Annotated in this window: 18 protein-coding genes; 7 read left to right on the forward strand and 11 right to left on the reverse strand. The window is 67.5% G+C overall.

Translation table 11 applies throughout. The annotated features are described in order from the left end of the window. Positions 1 to 311: 311 nt before the first annotated feature. From ACTJLF_RS15830 to ACTJLF_RS15865, 8 genes are read right to left on the reverse strand one after another with little or no spacing between them, the layout of a single operon-like run. On the reverse strand, positions 312 to 1,280 hold the full coding sequence (locus ACTJLF_RS15830) for a tripartite tricarboxylate transporter substrate-binding protein (protein WP_019657297.1): 969 nt from the start codon (positions 1,278 to 1,280) through the stop codon (positions 312 to 314). 3 nt (positions 1,281 to 1,283) lie between these two features. After that, positions 1,284 to 2,057, reverse strand: a complete 774-nt coding sequence (locus ACTJLF_RS15835) for a carboxymuconolactone decarboxylase family protein (protein ID WP_440883425.1) — start codon at positions 2,055 to 2,057, stop codon at positions 1,284 to 1,286. After that, complete coding sequence (locus ACTJLF_RS15840) at positions 2,054 to 3,280, reverse strand: SDR family NAD(P)-dependent oxidoreductase (protein WP_440883426.1); 1,227 nt, start codon at positions 3,278 to 3,280, stop codon at positions 2,054 to 2,056. Before ACTJLF_RS15840 ends, ACTJLF_RS15835 begins: the two co-directional genes overlap by 4 nt. Before the next feature lie 4 nt (positions 3,281 to 3,284). Further along, positions 3,285 to 4,046, reverse strand: coding sequence for an SDR family NAD(P)-dependent oxidoreductase (locus ACTJLF_RS15845; protein ID WP_019657300.1), 762 nt, complete (start codon positions 4,044 to 4,046; stop codon positions 3,285 to 3,287). Positions 4,047 to 4,059: 13 nt separating this feature from the next. Beyond that, the gene (locus tag ACTJLF_RS15850; protein WP_019657301.1) at positions 4,060 to 5,022 is read right to left on the reverse strand and encodes an acyl-CoA dehydrogenase family protein; all 963 of its coding nucleotides are present in this window, start codon (positions 5,020 to 5,022) and stop codon (positions 4,060 to 4,062) included. A 1-nt stretch (position 5,023) separates the two neighbouring features. After that, a complete protein-coding gene (locus ACTJLF_RS15855; RefSeq protein ID WP_132756488.1) occupies positions 5,024 to 6,226 on the reverse strand; it encodes an acyl-CoA dehydrogenase family protein in 1,203 nt (400 codons plus the stop codon). 11 nt (positions 6,227 to 6,237) lie between these two features. Further along, positions 6,238 to 8,382: an acetate--CoA ligase family protein gene (locus tag ACTJLF_RS15860; protein WP_440883427.1), complete on the reverse strand. Its 2,145-nt coding sequence runs from the start codon at positions 8,380 to 8,382 to the stop codon at positions 6,238 to 6,240. A gap of 4 nt (positions 8,383 to 8,386) precedes the next feature. Beyond that, entirely contained in the window at positions 8,387 to 9,157 is a 771-nt protein-coding gene (locus tag ACTJLF_RS15865; protein WP_019657304.1) for an enoyl-CoA hydratase/isomerase family protein, read from the reverse strand. A gap of 376 nt (positions 9,158 to 9,533) precedes the next feature. Between ACTJLF_RS15865 and ACTJLF_RS15870 the strand changes: the two genes are divergently transcribed. Beyond that, the gene (locus ACTJLF_RS15870) at positions 9,534 to 10,418 is read left to right on the forward strand and encodes an SMP-30/gluconolactonase/LRE family protein (protein ID WP_416491386.1); all 885 of its coding nucleotides are present in this window, start codon (positions 9,534 to 9,536) and stop codon (positions 10,416 to 10,418) included. On the opposite strand, the gene ACTJLF_RS15875 is transcribed toward ACTJLF_RS15870, so the two are convergent. Further along, positions 10,415 to 11,374 carry a LysR family transcriptional regulator gene (locus tag ACTJLF_RS15875; protein ID WP_126185833.1) on the reverse strand — a complete coding sequence of 320 codons (960 nt, stop codon included), beginning with the start codon at positions 11,372 to 11,374 and terminating at the stop codon, positions 10,415 to 10,417. The two genes, ACTJLF_RS15870 and ACTJLF_RS15875, sit on opposite strands and share 4 nt — an antisense overlap. 174 nt (positions 11,375 to 11,548) lie before the next feature. Between ACTJLF_RS15875 and ACTJLF_RS15880 the strand changes: the two genes are divergently transcribed. From ACTJLF_RS15880 to ACTJLF_RS15895, 4 genes are read left to right on the forward strand one after another with little or no spacing between them, the layout of a single operon-like run. Beyond that, positions 11,549 to 12,616 (forward strand): LLM class flavin-dependent oxidoreductase, encoded by a 1,068-nt coding sequence (locus ACTJLF_RS15880; RefSeq protein WP_440883428.1) that lies wholly within the window; start codon positions 11,549 to 11,551, stop codon positions 12,614 to 12,616. Between the two features lie 24 nt (positions 12,617 to 12,640). After that, positions 12,641 to 13,429 carry an SDR family NAD(P)-dependent oxidoreductase gene (locus ACTJLF_RS15885; protein ID WP_440883429.1) on the forward strand — a complete coding sequence of 263 codons (789 nt, stop codon included), beginning with the start codon at positions 12,641 to 12,643 and terminating at the stop codon, positions 13,427 to 13,429. 8 nt (positions 13,430 to 13,437) lie between these two features. Beyond that, positions 13,438 to 13,806 carry a VOC family protein gene (locus ACTJLF_RS15890; RefSeq protein ID WP_038116479.1) on the forward strand — a complete coding sequence of 123 codons (369 nt, stop codon included), beginning with the start codon at positions 13,438 to 13,440 and terminating at the stop codon, positions 13,804 to 13,806. Beyond that, positions 13,803 to 14,759: a flavin reductase gene (locus ACTJLF_RS15895; RefSeq protein WP_019658024.1), complete on the forward strand. Its 957-nt coding sequence runs from the start codon at positions 13,803 to 13,805 to the stop codon at positions 14,757 to 14,759. The genes ACTJLF_RS15890 and ACTJLF_RS15895 overlap by 4 nt, the downstream gene beginning before the upstream one ends. Before the next feature lie 10 nt (positions 14,760 to 14,769). On the opposite strand, the gene ACTJLF_RS15900 is transcribed toward ACTJLF_RS15895, so the two are convergent. Next, on the reverse strand, positions 14,770 to 15,807 hold the full coding sequence (locus tag ACTJLF_RS15900) for a tyrosine-type recombinase/integrase (protein ID WP_440883430.1): 1,038 nt from the start codon (positions 15,805 to 15,807) through the stop codon (positions 14,770 to 14,772). Between the two features lie 445 nt (positions 15,808 to 16,252). Continuing rightward, a complete protein-coding gene (locus ACTJLF_RS15905; RefSeq protein WP_440883431.1) occupies positions 16,253 to 17,149 on the reverse strand; it encodes a LuxR C-terminal-related transcriptional regulator in 897 nt (298 codons plus the stop codon). A gap of 176 nt (positions 17,150 to 17,325) precedes the next feature. On the opposite strand from ACTJLF_RS15905, the gene iaaH reads away from it, so the two are divergent. Together iaaH and ACTJLF_RS15915 are read left to right on the forward strand one after the other, a co-directional pair. Beyond that, the gene (gene iaaH, locus ACTJLF_RS15910; RefSeq protein WP_440883432.1) at positions 17,326 to 18,732 is read left to right on the forward strand and encodes an indoleacetamide hydrolase; all 1,407 of its coding nucleotides are present in this window, start codon (positions 17,326 to 17,328) and stop codon (positions 18,730 to 18,732) included. A 19-nt stretch (positions 18,733 to 18,751) separates the two neighbouring features. Further along, positions 18,752 to 19,903, forward strand: coding sequence for a substrate-binding domain-containing protein (locus ACTJLF_RS15915; RefSeq protein WP_126185825.1), 1,152 nt, complete (start codon positions 18,752 to 18,754; stop codon positions 19,901 to 19,903).

Here is a 19,903-nt window from a genome sequence, read left to right on the forward strand (position 1 = left end):
ACATCGCAGCGCCGACCGGCGGCACGAGCACCGAGCTTGCGGGCGGCTTCACGCTGGCCTTGGGCCCGTCGACCAGCCTCTACGGCGAAGTCGGCAAGCTGTGGTCATCGGGCGGCGACGCCAGGGTCAGGAGCGGCATCAACGGATCGATCGGCGTGCGCGTGAAGTGGTAGGAAATCGCTTCAGCGCGTGACGGTCAGCGTGACGGAACAGTCGTGTTTCACGGTGCCCGAGCTCCATCCAGTGGGGCGCGCATCGTCGATGCAAAGCTTGCAGGGGCCAGCGGCGCCGGGCCCTCGCATGTCGCGTGCTCAGTCCAGATGGATCTGCACCCCCTGATCGACCAGCGCCTGCAGCTTGTCCGCTTCCTGGCCAAGGAACCGACCGAAGGCCTCCGGCGATGAAGCCGACACGCTCACGCCCGTCCTGGCGATCTGCGCCATGAGTTCCTCGTCCTGCAGGGCCAGGCGGATGTCCGCGTTGATCTTGTCGACGATCGCATCGGGCGTCGCGGCGGGTGCAAGCATGCCGAACCATGTACCCGTGACCAGGTCGACGCCCAGTTCCCTGAACGTCGGTATCTCGGGCGCGGCCGGGTGGCGCTGCGCCGCGGCGATGGCGACGGCGGCCACTCGTCCGGCCTTGACCTGCGCGTACGAGGACATGCCGTCGAACATGCCGTCGACCACGCCCGCGATCAGGTCGGACATCGACGGCCCCTGGCCCTTGTAGGGGACGTGCGTGAAGGTGATGCCGGTCTTCCTGGCGAAGAACTCGGCGCCGATGTGCGGGCTGGAAGCCAGGCCTGAAGATGCGAGCTTGAGGCTGCCCGGCGTGGCCTTGGCGTCGGCAATGATCGCCTCCAGCGGCTTGCCCTTGAGCCGGTTGGTGACCAGCAGCACGTTGTGGCTGGAACCGAGCAGCGCGACGGGCCGGAAGGATGTCTTCGCGTACGGCAGGCTCTTGCGCAGCACCTGGTTGGCGGTGAAGCCGTAGCTCGTGAAGAGCAGGGTGTGGCCGTCTGCCGGGGCCTTGCCGACCAGTTGCGTCCCGATGATGGTTCCGCCGCCCGCGCGGTTGTCCACCACCACGGGCTGGCCCCACATGCGCGACAGCTTGCTGCCGAGCTGGCGCGCGAAGTAGTCGGTGACGCCACCGGCGCTGTAGGGCACCACGATGGTCACGGGGCGGGCCGGAAAAACGGGTTGCGCATGCAGCGCCGTCGTCGTGCTCGCGGCGGCCAGCGCGGCGCACAGCAGCCGCAGGGGATGGGTCCGCATCGTCTACTCGCCCTGTTCCCGGGCCGGCGGCGCCTGGCAAGCCTGAAGCACCTTTGCACCCAGTGCGCTGCCATGCACTGCCAGATGAGCGCCGAGTTGGATGGCCTGCAGCAGCTCGGTCGGCGCGAGGCCATGCCCCAGGCCCGTGGCGACGATCTGTCGCACAGCATCGGGATTGAAGGCGGTGAAGCAGGCATGCAGCGCGAGCTGGACGAGGCTGCGCTCGGCATCGGTCAGGCCCGCGCCGGGTCGGCCCTTTTCGATGAAGTCGAGCAGCACCTCCACATAGCCGGCGTCCAGCCGCGCCAGTTCGTTCAGCCGCAGTGCGTGAGCGTGCCCGAGCCGGTCGATGCGGGCCTGGAGCGCCGTGCTGACGGCCTGCGAACCTCGCGAGTCCTGCAGCCCGGCGAGTTCCGCGAGGATGGCGGTCGCCTGGCCGACGCTGGCCAGGCCCTGCACGGCCACCAGGTGCAGCACGTCGACGATGTCGGCCTGCGTTGCGCCCACTTCCAAAGCCCGCTTCATGTGCGTCTGAAGGCCGGACTCGAACAGATGGGACGAGGAGCTGTCCAGCGCCACGTAGATGAGCTCCACCATGCGCGGCGTGAGCGGCCCGGTGCGCGCGGGATGACCGGCATAGCGTGCGTACTGCTCCACGAATCCGGGGCATGCGTCGAGCATGGTCTCGGTCCACGGTCGCCAGTAGCCGCGCTCGGCGATGAAAAATTCCTTGATCCGCGCGCGTTCCTTGTCGATGCGGGTTTCCGGCGTGTTCATGCTGCTGCGTCCTTCGGTGTGTTCCGGTGGCACACGAGCGTCTGGCCCGTCACATACTGCGCGGCAGGTCCGCAGACGTAGCGCAGTAGCGCGTACAGCGACCGGGGCTCCACCTCTGGCGGCACCTCCAGCGCGTTGATGCGCAAGGCGCGGCTGCCCCATTCGCAGGCCAGCGTCGAGATGAGCATGCGTGCAGCGGCGCCGTCGCCGGCGTCCTGCCAGCGGGTGCTGCGCTCCGGCGTGTCCTGTGGCAGCAGCACCGTGAGGCTGGCCTGCTGCGAATGACGGGACGCGAAGCGGATGGCGGCCTCGTGCACCGCCTGCAGCAGGCCGCTCTTGCGGTGCAGCGCGGAGAGATCGATGCATGCCGGGTAGTGCGGCCCGGCGCCGGCCGTTGCGGATACGGCCTGCCAGGGTTGCACGGGTCCGCCGAGTACCTCGAGCTGCAGCGGCAGGTCCAGCGGCAGCACATCCAGCGTGGCGGGCGCAAAACCCTGGCTGCCGCCATAGATCGACGATCCGCCATTCACCGGCAGGACCTGCCCGCTGAGCGGCGCGGCACCGGTGCTTGCCAGGAAGAACAGCGCCCGGGCCATCTCGTCGGGTGTCGCCATGCGTCCCAGCGGTGTCTTTGCCACCGCGCGCTCGGGGTCGATGCGCCCCGCTTCGATCAGCCCGGCGACGAGCTCGGTTCGCACGAAGCCGGGGCACAGCACCGTCACGCACAGGTCCGGCCGTGCGTTCGCCAGGGCGCGTGTCTGCGCGATGAGCCCCGCCTTGCTCGGGCTGTACAGGCCGCGAAACGGAATGGCGCTCAGGCCCGCGCCCGACGACACGTTCACGACGCGAGCGCCCGGCTTGAGCAGCTGGCTGCACGCATCCACCACCGCTGCAGGCGCAGCGAGGTTGAGCGCCAGCAGCCGGCCGGCCTGTTGGGGGCTCTGCTGTACCAGCGGCGTGTTAGAGGCATCGGACATGCCCGCGTTGTTGATGAGGGCGTCCAGCGCCGGCGTACCTTCGGCCAGCGAGGCGATCTGCTTCGGGTCCGTCAGGTCGATCGTGCGCGGCACATGCGCGCCCTCGGCGGGCAGCTCTTGCGCCAGCTGGTGCAGGGCCTGCGCGTTGCGATCGACCAGCACGCATTGCCAGCCGGCGCTTGCGAACAGCCTCGCGGTGTCGCGTCCGATGCCGGATGCGGCACCGGTGATCAGGGCCGTGGGCATGGGCTCAGATGTTGGTCAGCGTGATGCCGCCGTCCACCGTGAGCGCCTGCGCGGTGATGAAGCCTGCCTGGTCGCTGGCCAGGAAGCAGATGCTCTGGGCGATGTCCTCCACCGTGCCCAGCCGGCCCAGCGGCGTGCGGGCGATGCGGTTGGCATCGCGTTCGGCATTGCGGTTGCGCTGCGTGCCTTCGGTGGGCACGGCCGAAGGGCATACGGCGTTGACGCGGATGTTGCGCGAGCCTAGTTCCGCCGCCGCCGCCCGTGTGATGCCGAGCACGCCCGACTTGATGCCCGAGTACACGACCGAATTGGCGGCCGATCGCAGCGCCGCGACCGACGCCACGTTCACGATCGCGCCGCCGCGTTCGGGGTCCATCACGGCCACGGCTTCCTGCAGGCTCCAGATGACGGACTTGAAGCCCACGTCGAGCATGCGGTCCACCGTTTCCGGGGCGATCTCGGGAATGGACTGGTAGCGCACCCAGGCCGCGTTGTTGACGAGGATGTCGAAACGCCTGCCGCCGAGGTCGAACGATCGCTGGATGGCTTCGCGAATGCCTTCGCGGCTGGCGATGTTCTGCACGATCGCGAAGGCCTGCCCGCCACGGGCCCTGATCTCGTCCACCACCGGCGCGACCAGCTCTTCCTTCAGGTCGTTCACGCAGACGATGGCGCCGCGCTCGCCCATCTGGCGGGCGGTCTCGCGCCCGATGCCGGCGCCCGCGCCGGTGATGAGGGCCACGCGGCCAAGCAAATCCTGGTTCATTTCAGATCCTTGTTCAGACAGACTGGATGAAGTCGCGGCCCACCTGCCGGGCCAGCACGCCCGAGCCGAAGGCGGCATCGAACTTGCGCACCTCGCGCAGCGCGTAGTGCAGCGGCACTTCCCAGGTGAAGCCCATCCCGCCGTGCAGATGGATGGACTTCTCCAGCACGAAGGCAGAGCTGGCCAGTGCATTGGCCAGCACGGGCGAGGTGGCGCGTGCGCCGCCGAATTCATCGGTGCGAAGCAGGCGCTGGATGCCCGCGCTGGAGGCCTCCTGCAGCAGGCGCATCCGCGCCAGCAGGTGGCGCACCGCCTGCTTGGCCGAGAGGGGCCGGCCGAACTGCACGCGCGTCGACATGTACTCGGCGGTGGTGGCGAGCGCGCCTTCGGCGGCGCCGTTGACCAGGCCCGCGATCAGGATGTGGCTGTCGCGCTGAAGGGCGGAGAAGGTTGCGGCATCCACCGTGGCGAGCACTTCGGCCTTGTCCAGCACCAGCCAGGCTTGGGGGTGCTCGGGGTCGAGTGCGGCATCGTCCTGGATCGTGACCGAGCCGAGGTCGACCAGCGCCGCGCCGCCCTGGCCGTCGGCCACCAGGGCCCAGTCGCAGTGACTGGCGTGGCGGGCCTGGCCCGCGAAGCCTTCCTGCAGGCTGCCCTGCAGCGCCCAGGTGGCCACGCGCTCGCCCGCCGCGAGCTGGGCGGCGAGTGGTGACTGGCCCAGCGCCTTGGCCACGAGGACGGTTTCCAGCAGCGGCCACTGCAGCCTCAGCTTGCCCGCTTCCGCCACGATGGGCAGCGCGAATTCGATGCCCAGCGCGAGGCCACCCGCCTCTTCGGACGCGCACACGCCGCACAGGCCTGCGCCTGCCAGCACCTGGGCCGCGTCGCGGAAGCCGCGCGCCTGCGCGTCGGTGATGGCTGCCGCGGCGGCCTGGCCGAACTCTTCGGGCTTGAGATCGTTGTCTGTGGTGCTCATCTCAGAGGTCCTTGGGCAGATCCATGATGCGTTGCGCGATGATGTCGAGCTGCACTTCGGTGGTGCCGGCGTAGATGGTCTCGGCGCGGGAATAGAGGTAGGCGGTGGTGAAGTGCTTGCGGGCACGCTGCGCGAGCGCGCTGGAGCGCGGGTTCACCTGCGACACCAGCGACAGCGCCAGCCCCATGAAGGCCTGGTGGGCCTCGGACCAGAAGAGCTTGGTGAGCGAACCGCGCGCGCCGATCCTGTCGCCGGCCATCATCTGGTCCACCGTGCGCTCGACCAGGCCCTTGAGCGCATCGATCTCGCCCACGACGTCGCCGATGCGGCGCTGCACGTGGCCGTCGTCCAGCAGCGTGGCCAGCTGTGGGTCGGACTTGCATGCGGCGATCAGCTGGCGCAGCTCGCATTCGAAGCGCCACGCGCGGTACATGCGGTTGGTGGCGCGTTCGATCGACAGCACGCGGATCGCGGCATTCCAGCCTTCGTCGGGCGCGCCCAGGCGGGCGCTGTCGGGGACCACCACGTTGTCGAAGAAGACTTCGGCGAAGGAGTCCTTGCCATCGATCGACTTGATGGTCGACACGCGGATGCCCGGCGTGTTCATCGGCACCGCGAACATCAGCAGGCCGCGGTGCTTGTCGGCCACCGTGCCGGTGCGGGTCAGCAGCAGGCAGTAGTGCGCCTTGGCCGCGCCGCTGGTCCAGATCTTCTGGCCGTTGATGCGCCAGATGTCGCCTTCCTGCACGGCCTTGGTCCGCAGCCGGGCCAGGTCGGAGCCGGCATCGGGTTCGGAGAAGCCCTGGCACCAGTAGTTGCGCATGGCCAGGATGTTCGGCAGGAAGAGCTGCTTCTGCTCCGCGGTGCCGACCGTCTGGATGATGGGGCCGGCCAGCTCCTTGCCGATGGAGCTCACGCTCTCGGGCATGGGCAGCGCGCCCACTTCCTTGTTGACCACCAGGTGCTCGCGCAAGCTGAGGCCGAGTCCGCCGTAGGCCTTGGGCCAGGTCATGCCGGCCAGGCCGGCTTCGTACATCGAGGCTTCCCAGTCGCGGCACTCGTCGAGCGTGGGGGTGCGGTAGTTCAGGCTGTCCGCGCGCATGTGCTCGGGCAGGTTGGCGCCGAGCCACTGGCGCGCGTACTCGCGATAGACGGCGGGGCCGGCAGACGCGTCGGGAATGGCCGGGTTCTTTGGCATGTGCATTGGAAGTGGCTTCAATGAGAATTGGCGTGGCCGGCGGCGGTGGGCACCATCAGTGCGTCCAGCACCAGGACGCCTTCGCCCTCGGGCTTGACCAGGATGGGGTTCATGTCGATCTCGGCCACGTCCCGGGCATGCCGGCAGGCGAACTCGGAGAGCTGGGCCACCGTGCGGGCGGCCGCGGCCACGTCGGCCTTGGCGCGGCCGCGCGCGCCGTCGAGCAGCGGGAACATCTTCAGGCTGCGGATCATCCGCACGGCCTCGTCCTCGGAAACCGGCGCGACCTGCACCGCGACGTCCTTGAGGACCTCGGCGTAGATGCCGCCGAAGCCCACCATCACCACCGGGCCGAAGACCGGGTCGCGCGAGACGCCGGCGATCAGCTCCACGCCGCCGCGAACCATGGGAGCCACCAGCACGCCGTCCAGGCGGGCATGGGGCGCGTGCTTCTTCGCATTGGCCATGATGCGTTCGTACGCTTCGAGCACCGCGGCGTCGTCATGCAGGTCGAGCGCCACGCCGCCGATCTCGGTCTTGTGGGCGATGTCTTCCGAGGCGATCTTGAGCACTACGGGATAGCCCGTGGTCCGCGCGCTGCGCACGGCCTCGTCGGCGGAAGCCACCACCTCCTCGCGCGGCACGCTGATGCCGGCCGCGGCAAGCGCGCGCTTGGCATGGAACTCGTTGCGGAACACGGCGGCATCCACGCCGTCGACCGGGCCGCCGTAGGCGGGGGTGGCGGGCAGGGTGGCAAGCCGGCCGAGCTGCACCAGGCCGGCGAGGCCGGTGGCCGCGGCCGGAATGCTCGGGAACACCGGGATGCCCAGCGCGTTGATCTCGGCCACCGCATCGGGAGGGCCCTGGCTGATGAGGACCATCAGCCGCTCGGGATGGCTCGCGCGGATGCTGGCCAGCGCCTCCATGTAAGTGCCGCGCAGCCGCGGGTTGTACAGCGACAGGGCCAGCAGCAGCACCAGCGTGCTGCCGTTGGCGTCTTCCTGCAGCGCGGTGAGCATCTTCAGCAGGATGTCGGGGCGCGCCGACATCTGGGCCGATGCATCCACGGGGTTGTTGGTGCCGGCGGTGGGCACGGCCTCGCGGATCAGGGCCTTCGTGCTGTCGGTGAGTTGCGGCAGGGTCATGCCGGCCTCGACCATCGCGTCGGCCATCATGATGCCGAAGCCGCCCGATGCGGCCACCAGCGTCACGGCGTCGGTGGCGGGCAGCCGGCCCGTGCCGAGCAGCACCGCCGCATGCCCCACGTTCAGCAGGTCTTCGAACGAACGCACGCGCAGCACGCCGTAGCGCCGGAACACGGCATCGAACACCGCGTCGGAGCCGGTGAGCGCACCGGTGTGCGATGCCGCCGCGGCCTGGCCCTGCTCGGTGGCTCCGATCTTGAGCACGATGACCGGCTTGTTGTTCGCGCGCGCCATGTCCAGCGCCTCGACCAGACGGCCCGCGTGCCGGCAGGTCTCCATGCAGCACAGGATGATTCGGGTGTCCGCGTCCTGCGCCAGTGCGGCGATGCCGTCGGCGACATCCACGTCGGCCTCGTTGCCGGTGGCGATGAAGCGGCTCACGCCCATGCCGCGCTCTGCCATGTTGCGCATGGTGAAGCTGCCGATGTTGCCCGACTGCGAGACGATGCCGACCTGCCCGGCCGGCGGCAGGCTCTGCTCCAGCGCGATGGAGAAGGAGCCCACCAGCCGGTCCACCACGTTCACGGTGCCCAGGCAGTTGGGGCCCAGCAGGCGCATGCCGTGGCTGCGTGCCACGCGCACCATCTCGGCCTGCAGCGCGGCGCCTTCGGGGCCGGCTTCCGCGAAGCCGGACGACAGCACGATCACCCCGCGCACGCCGCGATCGGCGCAGTCGCGCACGGCCTGCAGCGCCGCCTGCGCCGGCACCGCAAGGATGGCCAGGTCGGGGGCGGTCGGCGTGTCCAGGACGGAGGCGTAGGCCTGCAGGCCCTGGATGGTTCCGCCCTTGGGATTGATCGGATAGATGGCGCCCGCGTAGCCGTACTTGCGCAGCAGCTGCACGGGGCGGCCGCCGATCTTGGTGATGTCGTCGGAAGCACCGACGACCGCCACGCCCTGTGCCTTGAAGAATGCGTCCAGCCCGGTGCCGGTGGCTGCGTGAACCTGCGTCAGCATGGGATCAGCGTCCCTTGAAGACCGGCGCGCGCTTCTCGAGGAAGGCCATGCGGGCTTCGCGCGCGTCCTCCGTCTTCGACAGGGCCACGGTGAATTCCTGCTCGAAGCGATAGGCGTCGCGCTGCGGCATTAGATCGACCATGTTGGCCGCGCGCTTGGCGTAGGCGATCGCCAGCGGCGCCTTGGACGCGATCTCGCGGGCGAGCTCCATCGTGACGGGCAGCAGGTCCTTCTCGGCCAGCACGTCCTCGATCACGTTGCGCTTGAGCAGCTCGTGCGCCGTGAGGCGCTGGCCGGTGAAGAACATGCGGCGCAGGGTGGAGCGGCCGAAGAGGGTCTTGAGCATCGAAGCACCGCCGGCCAGGCCGACGTTGATCTCGGGCATGCCCACGGTCGCGTTCTCGCAGGCGTAGAGGATGTCGCACGCGGCGGCCAGCCCGAAGCCGGCGCCCAGCGCCGTGCCGTTGATCGCGGCGATCACCGGCTTGGCGCATTCGCGAATCGCGTTGCCGGTCTCGCGGGTGATGCGGTTGTGTTCGAGGAAGTCGCCCGCGATCTCGGCGTCGGGGCGGTCCTTGAGGTCGGCGCCCGCGCAGAACACACTGCCGGTGCCGGTCAGCACGGCGCAGCGGATGTCTTCGCGCTCGGAAATCGCGTCGAAGGTCGCCACCATTTCACGGCGCATGGCGCGGTTCAGCGCATTGACCGGCTTGCGGTCCATCGTGACCAGGGCGACCCCGCCGGAGACTTCCAGACGGACAAATTCATTACTCATACACCACCTCTCGAAGAAGCCGGCTTGACGCGGCACGGATCGGAATTGAATTGAAGCCAGTCGACAAACAGCCCGGGTCTCAATTCCGCGGGAATTCCGATTTAGGGGCCTGGGGCGGTGTGCTTCCGCCGGCTTGTCTCTGTTCTCAATATGCTCGATCGATTGTAGAAATGAACTCGAAAATCGATTTCAAACTAATCTGAAGGAGAGTTCTGCAAGAAATGAAGGAGTCGCTCCTGCGCCAGCGGGAAACAGGGGGATACGATGCGGCGGCGCCGTGTCGCATGCGTGGCCGCGACGAGGCTGATTGACGTGGCTCAATGCAATTGAATAAAGAGACGAATTCGAATTCAATTTCGAATCAATTGAATTGAAAATGGAAATTCAGCGCCTAGGAAACCTCAAAACCGCTCTGGGCGAATGCCCCGTCTGGCACGACGGGCAGCTGTGGCTGCTGGACTGCCGCGCAGGCCTGGTGATTGCGCTGGATGCGGACACCGGCGCGGTCACCGCGCGCCATGAAGTCCCGCCGCCGCTGGGCTCCTTCGCCTTCAATGCCGATGGCCGCATCGTGCTGGCGCTGAAGGAGCAGATCTGCGCGCTCGACCCGCGTACCGGCCATCTGCAGACCCTGGCGCGGATCGACGCGAGCCACGAGCACCTGCGGCTGAACGACGGCATCTCGATGCCCGACGGCAGCTTCGTGGTGGGCACCATGCACGTCTTCCGCGAGCCGGGCGAAGCTCCGTTGGGCGGCCTCTACCGGCTCGACACCGGCCTGCGGCTGAACAAGCTCGACGACGGGTTGGGCATCTGCAACGGCCCCTGCGTGAGCCCGATCGACGGCCGGCTGCATGTGGCCGACAGCGAAAGGCGCGTCATCTATTCCTACGCCGTGGCGGGCGACGGCACGCTCGGTGACAGGCGCGTGTTCGTGCGCACCGACGACCAGGGCTCCGGTCCTGACGGCTGCTGCTTCGATGCCGAAGGCGGGCTGTGGACCGCGCTGGTGCGTACCGGCACGCTTGCACGCTTCGACGCGCAAGGCCAGCTGACGCGAAAGATCGTGCTGCCCGTGACGCATCCGAGTGCGCTGTGCTTCGGCGGGCCGCAGATGGACGATCTGTTCGTCACCACCATCAGCGACAGCGGCAGGCTCAGCGCATCAGGTCCGCTGGATGGCGCAGTGCTCAAGCTCACGGGGCTCGGCTGCAAGGGGCTGGTCCGCCCCCTGTGCCGGATGCCGCTTCCGCCCGGCTAGGTCCGAAGCGGCGCGACGTCCAGTCCCGCCGGCTTGCCGTGCGCGGAAAAGCGCAGCTCGGGCCCGGCCACGTGCTCGGCCACGAAGTCGAGGAACAGGCGGATCTTCGCCGGAATGATGGGCGTGTCGAGGATGGTGGCGTACATGCCCTCGTCGAAGCCCTTGTTGCTGATGCGATAGCCGTCGAGCACCCGCACCAGCCGACCCTGGAGCACGTCGTTGTGCACCGTGTAGTCGTCCATCAGCACCAGGCCTTCGCCCAGCCGCGCAAGCTCGAGCAGCGCGATGCCGTTGTTGCTGACGTGGCGCGGCTTGAAGGCGATCTGGCTCAGCTCGTCCTGCTGCTTGAAGGTCCAGACGTATTCGTCGCCCGGCAGCTGGTAGGCCAGGCAGTCGTGCTCCAGGATGCTCTCGGGCGAGACCAGGGCGGGCATGCGTTCGAGATAGGAGGGAGCCGCCACCAGGTGCCGCTCGCTCTGGAACAGCATGCGGCGCTTGACGCCCGCCTCGGCCGGCGGCGAGATGCGGAAGTCGATGTCGACCTGGTTGCGCCGAAGGTCCACGGCGGCTTCGGTGAGCGAGAGCTCGATGTGGATCTCAGGGTAGAGCTTGCGGAAGGCCGCGATCAGCGGCGGCAGCACGCCCAGCCCGAACATCACGCGCGAGTGCACGCGCAGCAGTCCCTGCGGTGCCGCACTGATGGCGGTGATGTTGGTCTGCAGCTCCTTGATGCGCCACAGGATGCTTTCGAGCTGCCGCGCGTATTCCTGTCCCGACTCGGTCAGCGCCACCTGGCGCGTGGAGCGCAGCAGCAGCTTGACCTTCAGCTCCTCCTCGATCTCGGTGATCATGCGCGACACACCGGTGGCCGAGATGCCGAAGCGCCGTGCCGTCTCCGAGAAGTTGCGCGTCTGCGAGATGGAGAGAAAGAGCTCCATCGCTCGCAATCTATCCATGGGCGCCGCCTGCCCGCGCGAAGGCGCTCGCAACACAGGCCCGGAGGCCGGAGATCTTCAACTTACTTCTCCTGTTTACGCAGTTCTGAGCTGCAGATTCAGCCATAGTCAAAGGAAGCCGTCTCCCTAGAATTTTGGCAACCCAGGCGGGTGCAATTTTCGCGGAGACAGTACATGGAATTCGGGGTGTTCATTCTGGCCCAGCAGCGCGGCTATCACCAGACGTCGCAGCAGGTCATCAACAACTCGATCGAGCAGACGGTGGCGGCGGAGCAGGCGGGCTTCAACACGGCCTGGTACGCCGAGCACCACTTCAACAACTACTCGCTGTCGCCCTCGCCGCTGATGATGGTGGCGCACATGGCGGCCAAGACGAAGCGCATCCGTCTGGGCACGGCGGTGTGCATCCTGCCGCTGTACCACCCGGCGCGGTTTCTTGCGGAAGTGGGCTTCGTCGACACGGTGTCCGACGGCCGCCTGGAGCTGGGCATCGGCTCGGGCTACCAGCAGTTCGAGTTCGAACGCTTCGGCGTGAAGATCGAGGACTCGGGCGCCATCTACAACGAGTTCCTCGACATCCTGCCCAAGGGCCTGACGCAGAAGATCGTGGCGTACGACGGCGAGCACCTGAAGCTGCCGCCGAGCTCGATCGCGGTGCGCTGCCTGCAGGACCCGATGCCGCCGCTGTGGATCACCTCGGGCAACCCGGTCACGCTGGGGCGCGGGGTGCGCGAGGGCCACAACCTGTTCGTGACCGCGCTGCTCAAGGGCAACGATGCCATCGGTGAGCTGCGCCAGAGGCTGGACAAGGTCGCGGGCGACAACGGCAAGGACCTGGACCGCGACGTGAAGTTCGGCTTCCTGCGCTGTGCGTACGCTTCGGACAGCAAGGCGGAGATCGATGCGTACCTGGACTGCGCGCGCTTCCAGCGTCGCATCTCCGAGAGCCTGAAGTTCCGTCGTTCGCAGTCGGACGACGGCTACATGATCAAGGAGGTGCCCTCGGAGACGGACCCGACGATGGAGCAACTGCGGCAGAACCTGCCGGTGGGCTCGGTCAACGAGGTCATCGACAAGATGCTGGAGGAGATCAGCATCCTGCGCCCGAAGCACATCGCGCTGCAGACGCAGCTGGGCGACTTCGACCAGAAGACGATGCTCAGGCAGATCGAGCTGTGGGGCGAGAGGATCATCCCGGCGATCCGCAAGGAGGTCGAGTCGATGAACGCCGTGGCAGCCTGAGGCACGCACTCGCACATGTCGAGCATGACTGTTTTCGACGGCGCTTCGCTGCGCGGCCGCGTGGCCGTGGTCACGGGCGCCTCCAGGGGGATCGGCCTTTCGATCTGCGAGCACCTTCGCGCCATGGGTGCGCAGGTGGTGCAGCTGGACGTCCTCTTTCCCGAAGAGTCCGAAGCGCCGGTCGAAGCGAACGGCATGCTCGCGATGCGCTGCGACGTGGCCGATCCCGCCTCGGTCGCCATCATGGCTTCGACGGTGCGCACCGCTTTCGGTCGCTGCGATGTCCTGGTCAACAACGCCGGCATCACCGCATCGCCCGCGGCGCTCGAGGACTTTCCCATCGACGAGTGGGACCGCGTGTTCCGGGTGAACCTGCGTGGCGCGCTGCTGTGCGCCCAGGCGCTGGTGCCGATGATGTTCGAGGCGCAGGCCGGCAGCATCGTCAACGTGGCATCCATCTCCGCCCGCTCGCCGACGCGCGCAGTCGCCTATGGCGCGACCAAGGCCGGTCTGCGCGCACTGACGCAGCAGATGGCGGTGGAGTGGGGACCGCGCGGCATCCGGGCCAACTCGGTGAGCCCGGGGATGATCCGCACGCCCCTCTCTGAGGTGCACTACAGCCAGGAGGGCATGCTGGAGAGCCGGGTCTCGAAGATCCCGGCGCGCCGCATCGGCCGGCCGGAGGACATCGGCGGCATCGTGGCGTTCCTCGCCAGCGATGCGTCCAGCTACATCAACGGCGAGGACATCGTGGCCGATGGCGGCTTCCTCAAGGCCTCGCTCAACAACCTTTACAACAACCCCGCACAGTGAGCCCAGCCATGGAATCGCCAAAGCGCCTGCAGAACGTGTTCGTGGTGGCCGAGCGGCCGGCCGAACTCCATTCCTTCTATGAGTCCGCGCTGGGACTGCAGCTGAAGTTCCGTGACAAGGATCGGTGGATCCAGTACGGCGTCGGCAACACGAGCGTCGCGCTCGCCTGCCGCGAAGAAGCGGCGCCCGCCGTCTCGGGCATGGTGATGGTGTTCGAGGTGGACAGCTTCGACGGCGCGCACGAGCGCATCGCGGCCAGCGGCGGCGAAGTGCTGGGAACGCGCGACATGGGCGCCCACGGCGCCGTGCTGTCGCTGCGCGACCCCGAAGGCAACATCGTTCAACTCTTCAAGCGCCAGGGGACGCCGACGCCATGAGCCTCGCCATGCCACAGGCCGATGAGGCCATCGACCCCAAGTTGTTCCGCCAGCTGCTCGGCTGCTTCCCGACGGGGGTGGCCGTCGTCACCACCTGCAAGGCCGATGGCAGCCCTGCGGGCTTGACCTGCAATTCGTTCAGCTCCGTCTCGCTGGAGCCGCCCCTGGTGCTGTTCAGCCTGCGCAAGGCCAGCAGCCTGCTGCCGACCTTCGTGGAATCCGGCGCCTTCGCGATCAACATCCTGTCGCAGAGCCAGGACGCACTCTCGGGCCGGTTTGCGTCGAGCAGGATCGCCGACAAGTTCGAGAGCGTGGCCTGGCGCAGGGGCCCGCTGGGCACGCCGCTCGTCGACGACTGCCTGGCCAGCTTCGAATGCAGCGTGCATGCGCGGCACGAGGCGGGCGACCATGTGATCTTCATCGGCGAGGTCAGGCACATGACGCCGGGCTGCTCCGACCATGCCCTCGTGTTCTACAAGGGCGCCTACATGATGCTGGCAGAGTCGCTGCGCAAGCTCGTCGTCGACGGCAAGCTCGGCACCGCCGACATCGACGAGGCCTACCGTGCGCTGTACGGCACGCTGCTGCGCCTGGCGTGCGAGCGGGCCACCGACGCCGAGGTGGATGCGATCGAGGCCGCCGTCGACGGCATCGAGAAGCACCAGGACGTCGGCGCGCTGCCGCAGCGCATCGATGCGATGGCGAGCTTCTTCTCGTCGATCGCGCAGGCGGGGCACAACGAGGCACTGCGCCTCATGGCCCAGACGATGACCGCCGTCTTGCGCGAACGCATGACGCACGTGATTCCGGCGCATCCGCGCCCTGACGTGTTCCCGCTTCGGCGCAAGGTGGTGCAGCGCCTGCGGGCGCGCGATGCGGATGGCGCTGCGGGGGCGCTGGACGAACTCATCTTCGTGCTGCGCAAGGGGGATGGCGCGCAGCTGGCGTCTTGACGACCTTCGCTCAAACGACGTCGATCGCTCCGGGCAGCACCCGCTCGTAGCGCTTCATCTTCGCCGCCTCGATCCCCAGCCAGGCCGCCACCTGCTGCGGCGACGTGCCCCGCCGCAGCTGCCGCAACGCGAAGGTATGCCGCAGCCGGAACGACCCGCCCTCGCGCGAGTCCATGCCTGCTTCCTCGAGCACGCGTTTTGCGCACTCGTATTGGGAGGGCTTCTGCCACTGTTTGCCGGTGCGCGTGGAAGGGAAGATGAATGGGCCCGTGATGCCGGCGTCTGCACGCACGGTGAGCCAGTGCTGAAGCAGTTCTCCGGCCCAGGGGGCGATGGGGGTCTCGCGGGCAGGTGAATTGCCGTTGCCAGGCACCAGCAGCTTCCACGGGCGTTCACTCACGCGGCCGGCATGCGCGATCACCGACTCCAGCGTCAGCGCGCGCACGTCCCCTGGCGTCAGGCCTGCGCCCAGCTGCAGGGCAACCGAAGCCCTGTTGCGCACTTCCTGCCACGTCATCGTGGCCAGTGCGTCTCGCGACGCTCCCGGCCGCGGCCGCGCTGCAGACAGGAATGCGATGAGCTGCCGGGCCTCTCCCACCGAGAGGTAGTCGGGCAAAGGATCGGCGTGCGCAGCATCGGCGTACCGCATCTCGGGGTTCGCCTTGATCCAGTCCGCTGCTGCCGTGTTGGGTGGGGTTTCGTTGCGCGAGGCATGGTGGCGCAGGACCCGGTCGATCAGGCGCATCAGGCGCAACGCATAGCGCGGCGTGAGCGACAGGTCGGAGGTCTTGCGACCGAAGCGCGCCGCCTGGAAGGCCTGCAGGTCGGCCAGATCGAGCGAGGGCAGGGCGACCACCGGCGACTGGCCGAGGCACCATGCCGCGAACGCCTCCCACATGTCCTCGTACACGGCGACCGAGCCCTCGCGGCGAAGCAGCCCGGATCCACGCTGGTCTGCCAGCCAGGCCTCGAAGGCTTCCTTGAACACGGCCGCGTGCCGAGGCGGCGGCGCGTCATCGAAAAGGGAGAGGGTCAGGCCTGCCGGCATAGGGATGGGGGCGTCTTTCGGATAAACATACTAACGGCAAGCGCTTATTGGGTGGAGATTTGGATTGCCGTTTTGGGATGAGCAGGTCGTTTTTGGGTGTTCTACTAACTGTGCGTGCCGTTAGTCTAATTATTAGTGCCGCAGAGATGAGAACAGGTGATCCAGGGGCTTGGAAAGCACTCAGGAGAGGGTCGAGCCACACAACACGCAGTCAGAGCTGATCGGCAGGCAATGACACGCCCACGAGACCATCTCTGCTTTCGTATATCGATCGCTCCGACAGTGATGCGTGTGCAGTGCGGTAGCCTTCGCACCAGTGCTTGCTGGCGGTCCTCTTCGACGTACACGCGCCCGGGGCATCGCCGTGCGAACGAGTGCTGCCCAGCGACACGCAAGCCGATGCACAACCTGGCACGCGGGCCTGCACCACACCAGGCGCAAGAGATCAGTTGGGGCGAATCTGCTGCGAGACGCTGCGCTGTCGCAACACCTGCGTCGCGAATGCGGAAGGGGTCGCAAGGTCTTCTGCTGGCGCGGCAGGCATCGGCATGTCTGCCGCCGCACCTCCAAGCTCTTGGTGAGCCAGCAGCGCCCGAACCCGTCCGACGAGCGCCGATCGATTGGCCACGCGCAGTTTCTTGAACGCGTTGCCCAGATGGAAGCGGACCGTTGGATATTCGAGCCCGAGCCGGCTCTGGATCTCCTTGTCGGGACAGCCGCAACTGACCAGCCACGCCACCTCGGCCTCGCGCTTGCTCAGGCGTCCTTCGCGCTGCAGTGTTGCCTCTGCGGATTCACCTTGCTCGATGGCAGGTGCGGACTCCTTCCAGCCCAGCCGTGAAAGCGCGGCGGTGATGGCCGGCTCGACGAGGTTCAGGATCTCGATCTCGCCCGCATCGAAGTTCCCCCGCTCCCGATTTCGCCAGATGCGAACGTCCCCGACGCACCGCTCGCGATCGTAGAAATAGACGTTCACTCCCCAGTACATGCGGTCGCGACGAAGGAAGTCGTTGAAGAACTCCGTACGCGACAGGTCTGTCTGGCAGAGCACCTGCGTTGCCAGGGTCGGCTTGCGGCGCTGCATCATGGGGTAGGTCAGCGGGTCCACGAAGCGGAAGTAGTCGTCCCAGGACCTCAGGTTCTCCTCGGACATGTTGAGCGCGGTCGTTCGGCCGAAGCGCTGCCTTTCGCCGTCCCACACCATCGACACATAGGTATCGGCACGAAGGAGATCGAGCATCGGCAGTGCCATGCGCTCGCGCAGCTCGTCGCCGTCGGTCGCGTTCGCGACGAGGCGCATGAGGTCCGACAGGGCCCTGGTCTGGATGGTGGAGAGGTGCATGGTCGATTCCAAGCAAGCTTCATGCGCGGGGCGCCAATGCTAGGCAGCGCTGTGGTTTTCGCCAGTCGGGTCTGACCCTAGGCTCCGCGCGGCGAGCGGCCCACCTAACGATTTCTATAGGTCCCCGACAAAACCCCGCTGCGTACATTGAATCGTCACCAAACGCTGAACGAGCCATGCACGCGATCGACCTTCCTCTCTCTGCCATTCGCAAGCTCCTTGATGGAGCATCCGTTTCAAGCCTGGATCTGGCCGAGGCCTGCATCGCACGGTCTCAAGCCTTTAGCGACCTCAACGTGTGGGTCAGCTTCGATCCCGAGGCGTTGCGAAAAGAAGCGCGCGACGCGGACCGGCGTCTTGCCGCCGGCGAGCGCCTCCCCCTGCTGGGCATTCCCATCGCGCTGAAGGACAACATCGAGGCGGCCGGCATGGCCTGCGGGGCCGGTACCGCGTCACTGAACGGAAAGCAGCCCCGGGCGGATGCGGAGCTGGTCGCGCGCCTTCGGGCCGCAGGAGCCGTGATCGCGGGCAAGGTGGGCATGCACGAGCTGGCGTTCGGCATCACCACCAACAACGCGGTCACCGGAGCCGTCAGAAACCCCTGGGACTGCACCAGGATCCCCGGCGGCAGCAGCGGAGGGTCGGGTGCCGTGGTCGGCGCGCGCATCGTTCCCGCCTCCATCGGAACGGACACGGGCGGGTCGGTCCGCGTCCCGGCGGCCCTCTGCGGGGTCAGCGGCTTCCGGCCGACGGTCGGGCGCGTGTCGGCCCAGGGCATCGCACCAATTTCGCTCACTCGCGACACTGCCGGGCCGCTGGCCTACACCATCGCGGACTGCGCCCTTCTCGACGAGGTGATGACAGGCGCCAAGGACGGCCGGATGAAACTGACGCTCCAGAGGCTGCGCCTTGGCGTCCCGAGGCGTCCGTTCTGGAACGACCTGGAGCCCGCAGTGGAACAGGTCGCCGAATCCGCGCTCGACACGCTGCGGCAGGCCGGTGTCGAACTCGTGGATGTCGACATGTCCGCCCTGAGCGAGCTCAATGCCAGTGTCAGCTTCCCGGTGGTGTTCTTCGAGTTCGTGCGTGACATGCGCAAGTATCTCGAGGCGCGCGGGCGCGGCGTCACGCTCGAGGAGATGATCGCAGCCGTCGGCAGTCCTGACGTGCGCGGTGCCGTCGGTACCCTCCTGACCGGCGGCGGCATTCCCGAGGACGTCTACGAGAGCGCGCTCCAGGCGAGGGCGAAGATGCAGGCGCTCTACGCGCAGGCATTCGAATCGCACCGGATCGAAGCGCTGGTCTTCCCCACGACGCCGCGGGTGGCTGCCCTCGTCGGCGAAGACGAAACGGTCGACCTGAACGGCACGCAGCAGCCCACCTTCGGGACATTCATTCGCAACACAGACCCCGGCAGCAACGCCTCGTTGCCCGGCGCGACCATCCCGCTGGCACTTGCGAACAACCTGCCGGTGGGCCTCGCGCTCGACGGCCCCATCGATTCCGACCGCCGGCTTCTGGCGATCGCCGAAGCCGTCCAGTCCGCGCTTGCGCCTGCCCCTCAACTCACAACGCCCAACTGAAATCCCGAAGGAGCATTCCATGGATCGTCGTCATTTCCTGCAAGCAACGCTGGCCGCAGGGGCAGCTTCCGCACTGCCCACGGCCTTCGCGGCCGACCCGCTCAAGGTGGCCGTGATGATTCCCCAGAGCGGCCCCGGTGGCTTGTTCGGTCCGTCGTGCAAGGCATGCGCCGAGATGGCCGCTACGGCCCTGAACGCGCGAGGCGGCGTGCTGGGCCGCAAGATCGAACTTCTCTACGGCGACGCGGGCCTTGCACCTGCGGAAGCGGGCCAGGCCGCGCTGAAGCTCTGGAAGGGCCAGAAGGCGGGTGCCGTGATCGGCATGCACGACAGCGCAGTGCGCGGTGCGCTCGTGGGCCTCTTCAAGGGCCAGGTGCCGTACTTCTACACGCCCGTCTACGAAGGCGGGGAGTGCGCGAAGGGTACCTACGTCAAGGGCGAGACGCCGCAGCAGCAGCTCGAGCCCGTGATCCCATGGCTGGCGGCCGAACGCAAGCCGACCAAGTGGTACATGATCGGCAACGACTACATCTGGGGCCGCAACACCAACGCCACCGCCAGGGCCTACATCGAGAAGACCGGCGCCAAGGTGGTCGGGGACGAGTACCTGCCCTTCACCGTCGACAACTTCGATGCAAGCCTCGCGCGCATCCGCGACAGCGGCGCCGATGCCGTGCTCGTGTCGCTGGTCGGTGGCGCTTCGGTGACCTTCAACAAGTCGTTCGCGAGCTTCGGCCTTTCGGACAAGGCGATTCGCCTGGGCACGCTGATCGAAGAGAACACGCTGGCAGGCATCGGCTTCGCCAACGCGCGCAATCTCTATTCGAGCTCCGGCTACTTCGCGAACATCGACACGCCCGCGGCGAAGGCCTTCGCCGCGGACTATGCCAAGGCCAACGGCGCGAACGCGCCGGCATTGAACGGCCTTGCAGAATCGACCTACGAAGGCTTCCTGATGCTCGAAGCGCTCGCGAAGAAGGCAGGCAGCCTGGACCCGGCGAAGCTCGATGCCGCCTCCGAAGGAACGACCTACAGCGGTCCGAGGGGCGCGGTGACCGTCAAGGCGCGCCACGTGGAGCAGGACATCTACGTGGCCGACGTCACGGACAAGGGGTTCCGCGTGGTGAAGACCTTCCCGAAGGTCGGCGCGGGCCAGACGTGCAAGGTCTGA

It is taken from the genome of Variovorax sp. 22077 (genome assembly GCF_052044195.1).
GTDB classification, from domain to species: domain Bacteria; phylum Pseudomonadota; class Gammaproteobacteria; order Burkholderiales; family Burkholderiaceae_C; genus Variovorax; species Variovorax atrisoli.

Excerpts from the sequence above, each read along its gene's own strand:
- ACTJLF_RS15830 (WP_019657297.1), bottom strand. The coding sequence starts at position 1,280 with ATGCGGACCCATCCCCTGCGGCTGCTGTGCGCCGCGCTGGCCGCCGCG.
- ACTJLF_RS15835 (WP_440883425.1), bottom strand. The coding sequence starts at position 2,057 with ATGAACACGCCGGAAACCCGCATCGACAAGGAACGCGCGCGGATCAAG.
- ACTJLF_RS15840 (WP_440883426.1), bottom strand. The coding sequence starts at position 3,280 with ATGCCCACGGCCCTGATCACCGGTGCCGCATCCGGCATCGGACGCGAC.
- ACTJLF_RS15845 (WP_019657300.1), bottom strand. The coding sequence starts at position 4,046 with ATGAACCAGGATTTGCTTGGCCGCGTGGCCCTCATCACCGGCGCGGGC.
- ACTJLF_RS15850 (WP_019657301.1), bottom strand. The coding sequence starts at position 5,022 with ATGAGCACCACAGACAACGATCTCAAGCCCGAAGAGTTCGGCCAGGCC.
- ACTJLF_RS15855 (WP_132756488.1), bottom strand. The coding sequence starts at position 6,226 with ATGCACATGCCAAAGAACCCGGCCATTCCCGACGCGTCTGCCGGCCCC.
- ACTJLF_RS15860 (WP_440883427.1), bottom strand. The coding sequence starts at position 8,382 with ATGCTGACGCAGGTTCACGCAGCCACCGGCACCGGGCTGGACGCATTC.
- ACTJLF_RS15865 (WP_019657304.1), bottom strand. The coding sequence starts at position 9,157 with ATGAGTAATGAATTTGTCCGTCTGGAAGTCTCCGGCGGGGTCGCCCTG.
- ACTJLF_RS15870 (WP_416491386.1), top strand. The coding sequence starts at position 9,534 with ATGGAAATTCAGCGCCTAGGAAACCTCAAAACCGCTCTGGGCGAATGC.
- ACTJLF_RS15875 (WP_126185833.1), bottom strand. The coding sequence starts at position 11,374 with ATGGATAGATTGCGAGCGATGGAGCTCTTTCTCTCCATCTCGCAGACG.
- ACTJLF_RS15880 (WP_440883428.1), top strand. The coding sequence starts at position 11,549 with ATGGAATTCGGGGTGTTCATTCTGGCCCAGCAGCGCGGCTATCACCAG.
- ACTJLF_RS15885 (WP_440883429.1), top strand. The coding sequence starts at position 12,641 with ATGACTGTTTTCGACGGCGCTTCGCTGCGCGGCCGCGTGGCCGTGGTC.
- ACTJLF_RS15890 (WP_038116479.1), top strand. The coding sequence starts at position 13,438 with ATGGAATCGCCAAAGCGCCTGCAGAACGTGTTCGTGGTGGCCGAGCGG.
- ACTJLF_RS15895 (WP_019658024.1), top strand. The coding sequence starts at position 13,803 with ATGAGCCTCGCCATGCCACAGGCCGATGAGGCCATCGACCCCAAGTTG.
- ACTJLF_RS15900 (WP_440883430.1), bottom strand. The coding sequence starts at position 15,807 with ATGCCGGCAGGCCTGACCCTCTCCCTTTTCGATGACGCGCCGCCGCCT.
- ACTJLF_RS15905 (WP_440883431.1), bottom strand. The coding sequence starts at position 17,149 with ATGCACCTCTCCACCATCCAGACCAGGGCCCTGTCGGACCTCATGCGC.
- iaaH (WP_440883432.1), top strand. The coding sequence starts at position 17,326 with ATGCACGCGATCGACCTTCCTCTCTCTGCCATTCGCAAGCTCCTTGAT.
- ACTJLF_RS15915 (WP_126185825.1), top strand. The coding sequence starts at position 18,752 with ATGGATCGTCGTCATTTCCTGCAAGCAACGCTGGCCGCAGGGGCAGCT.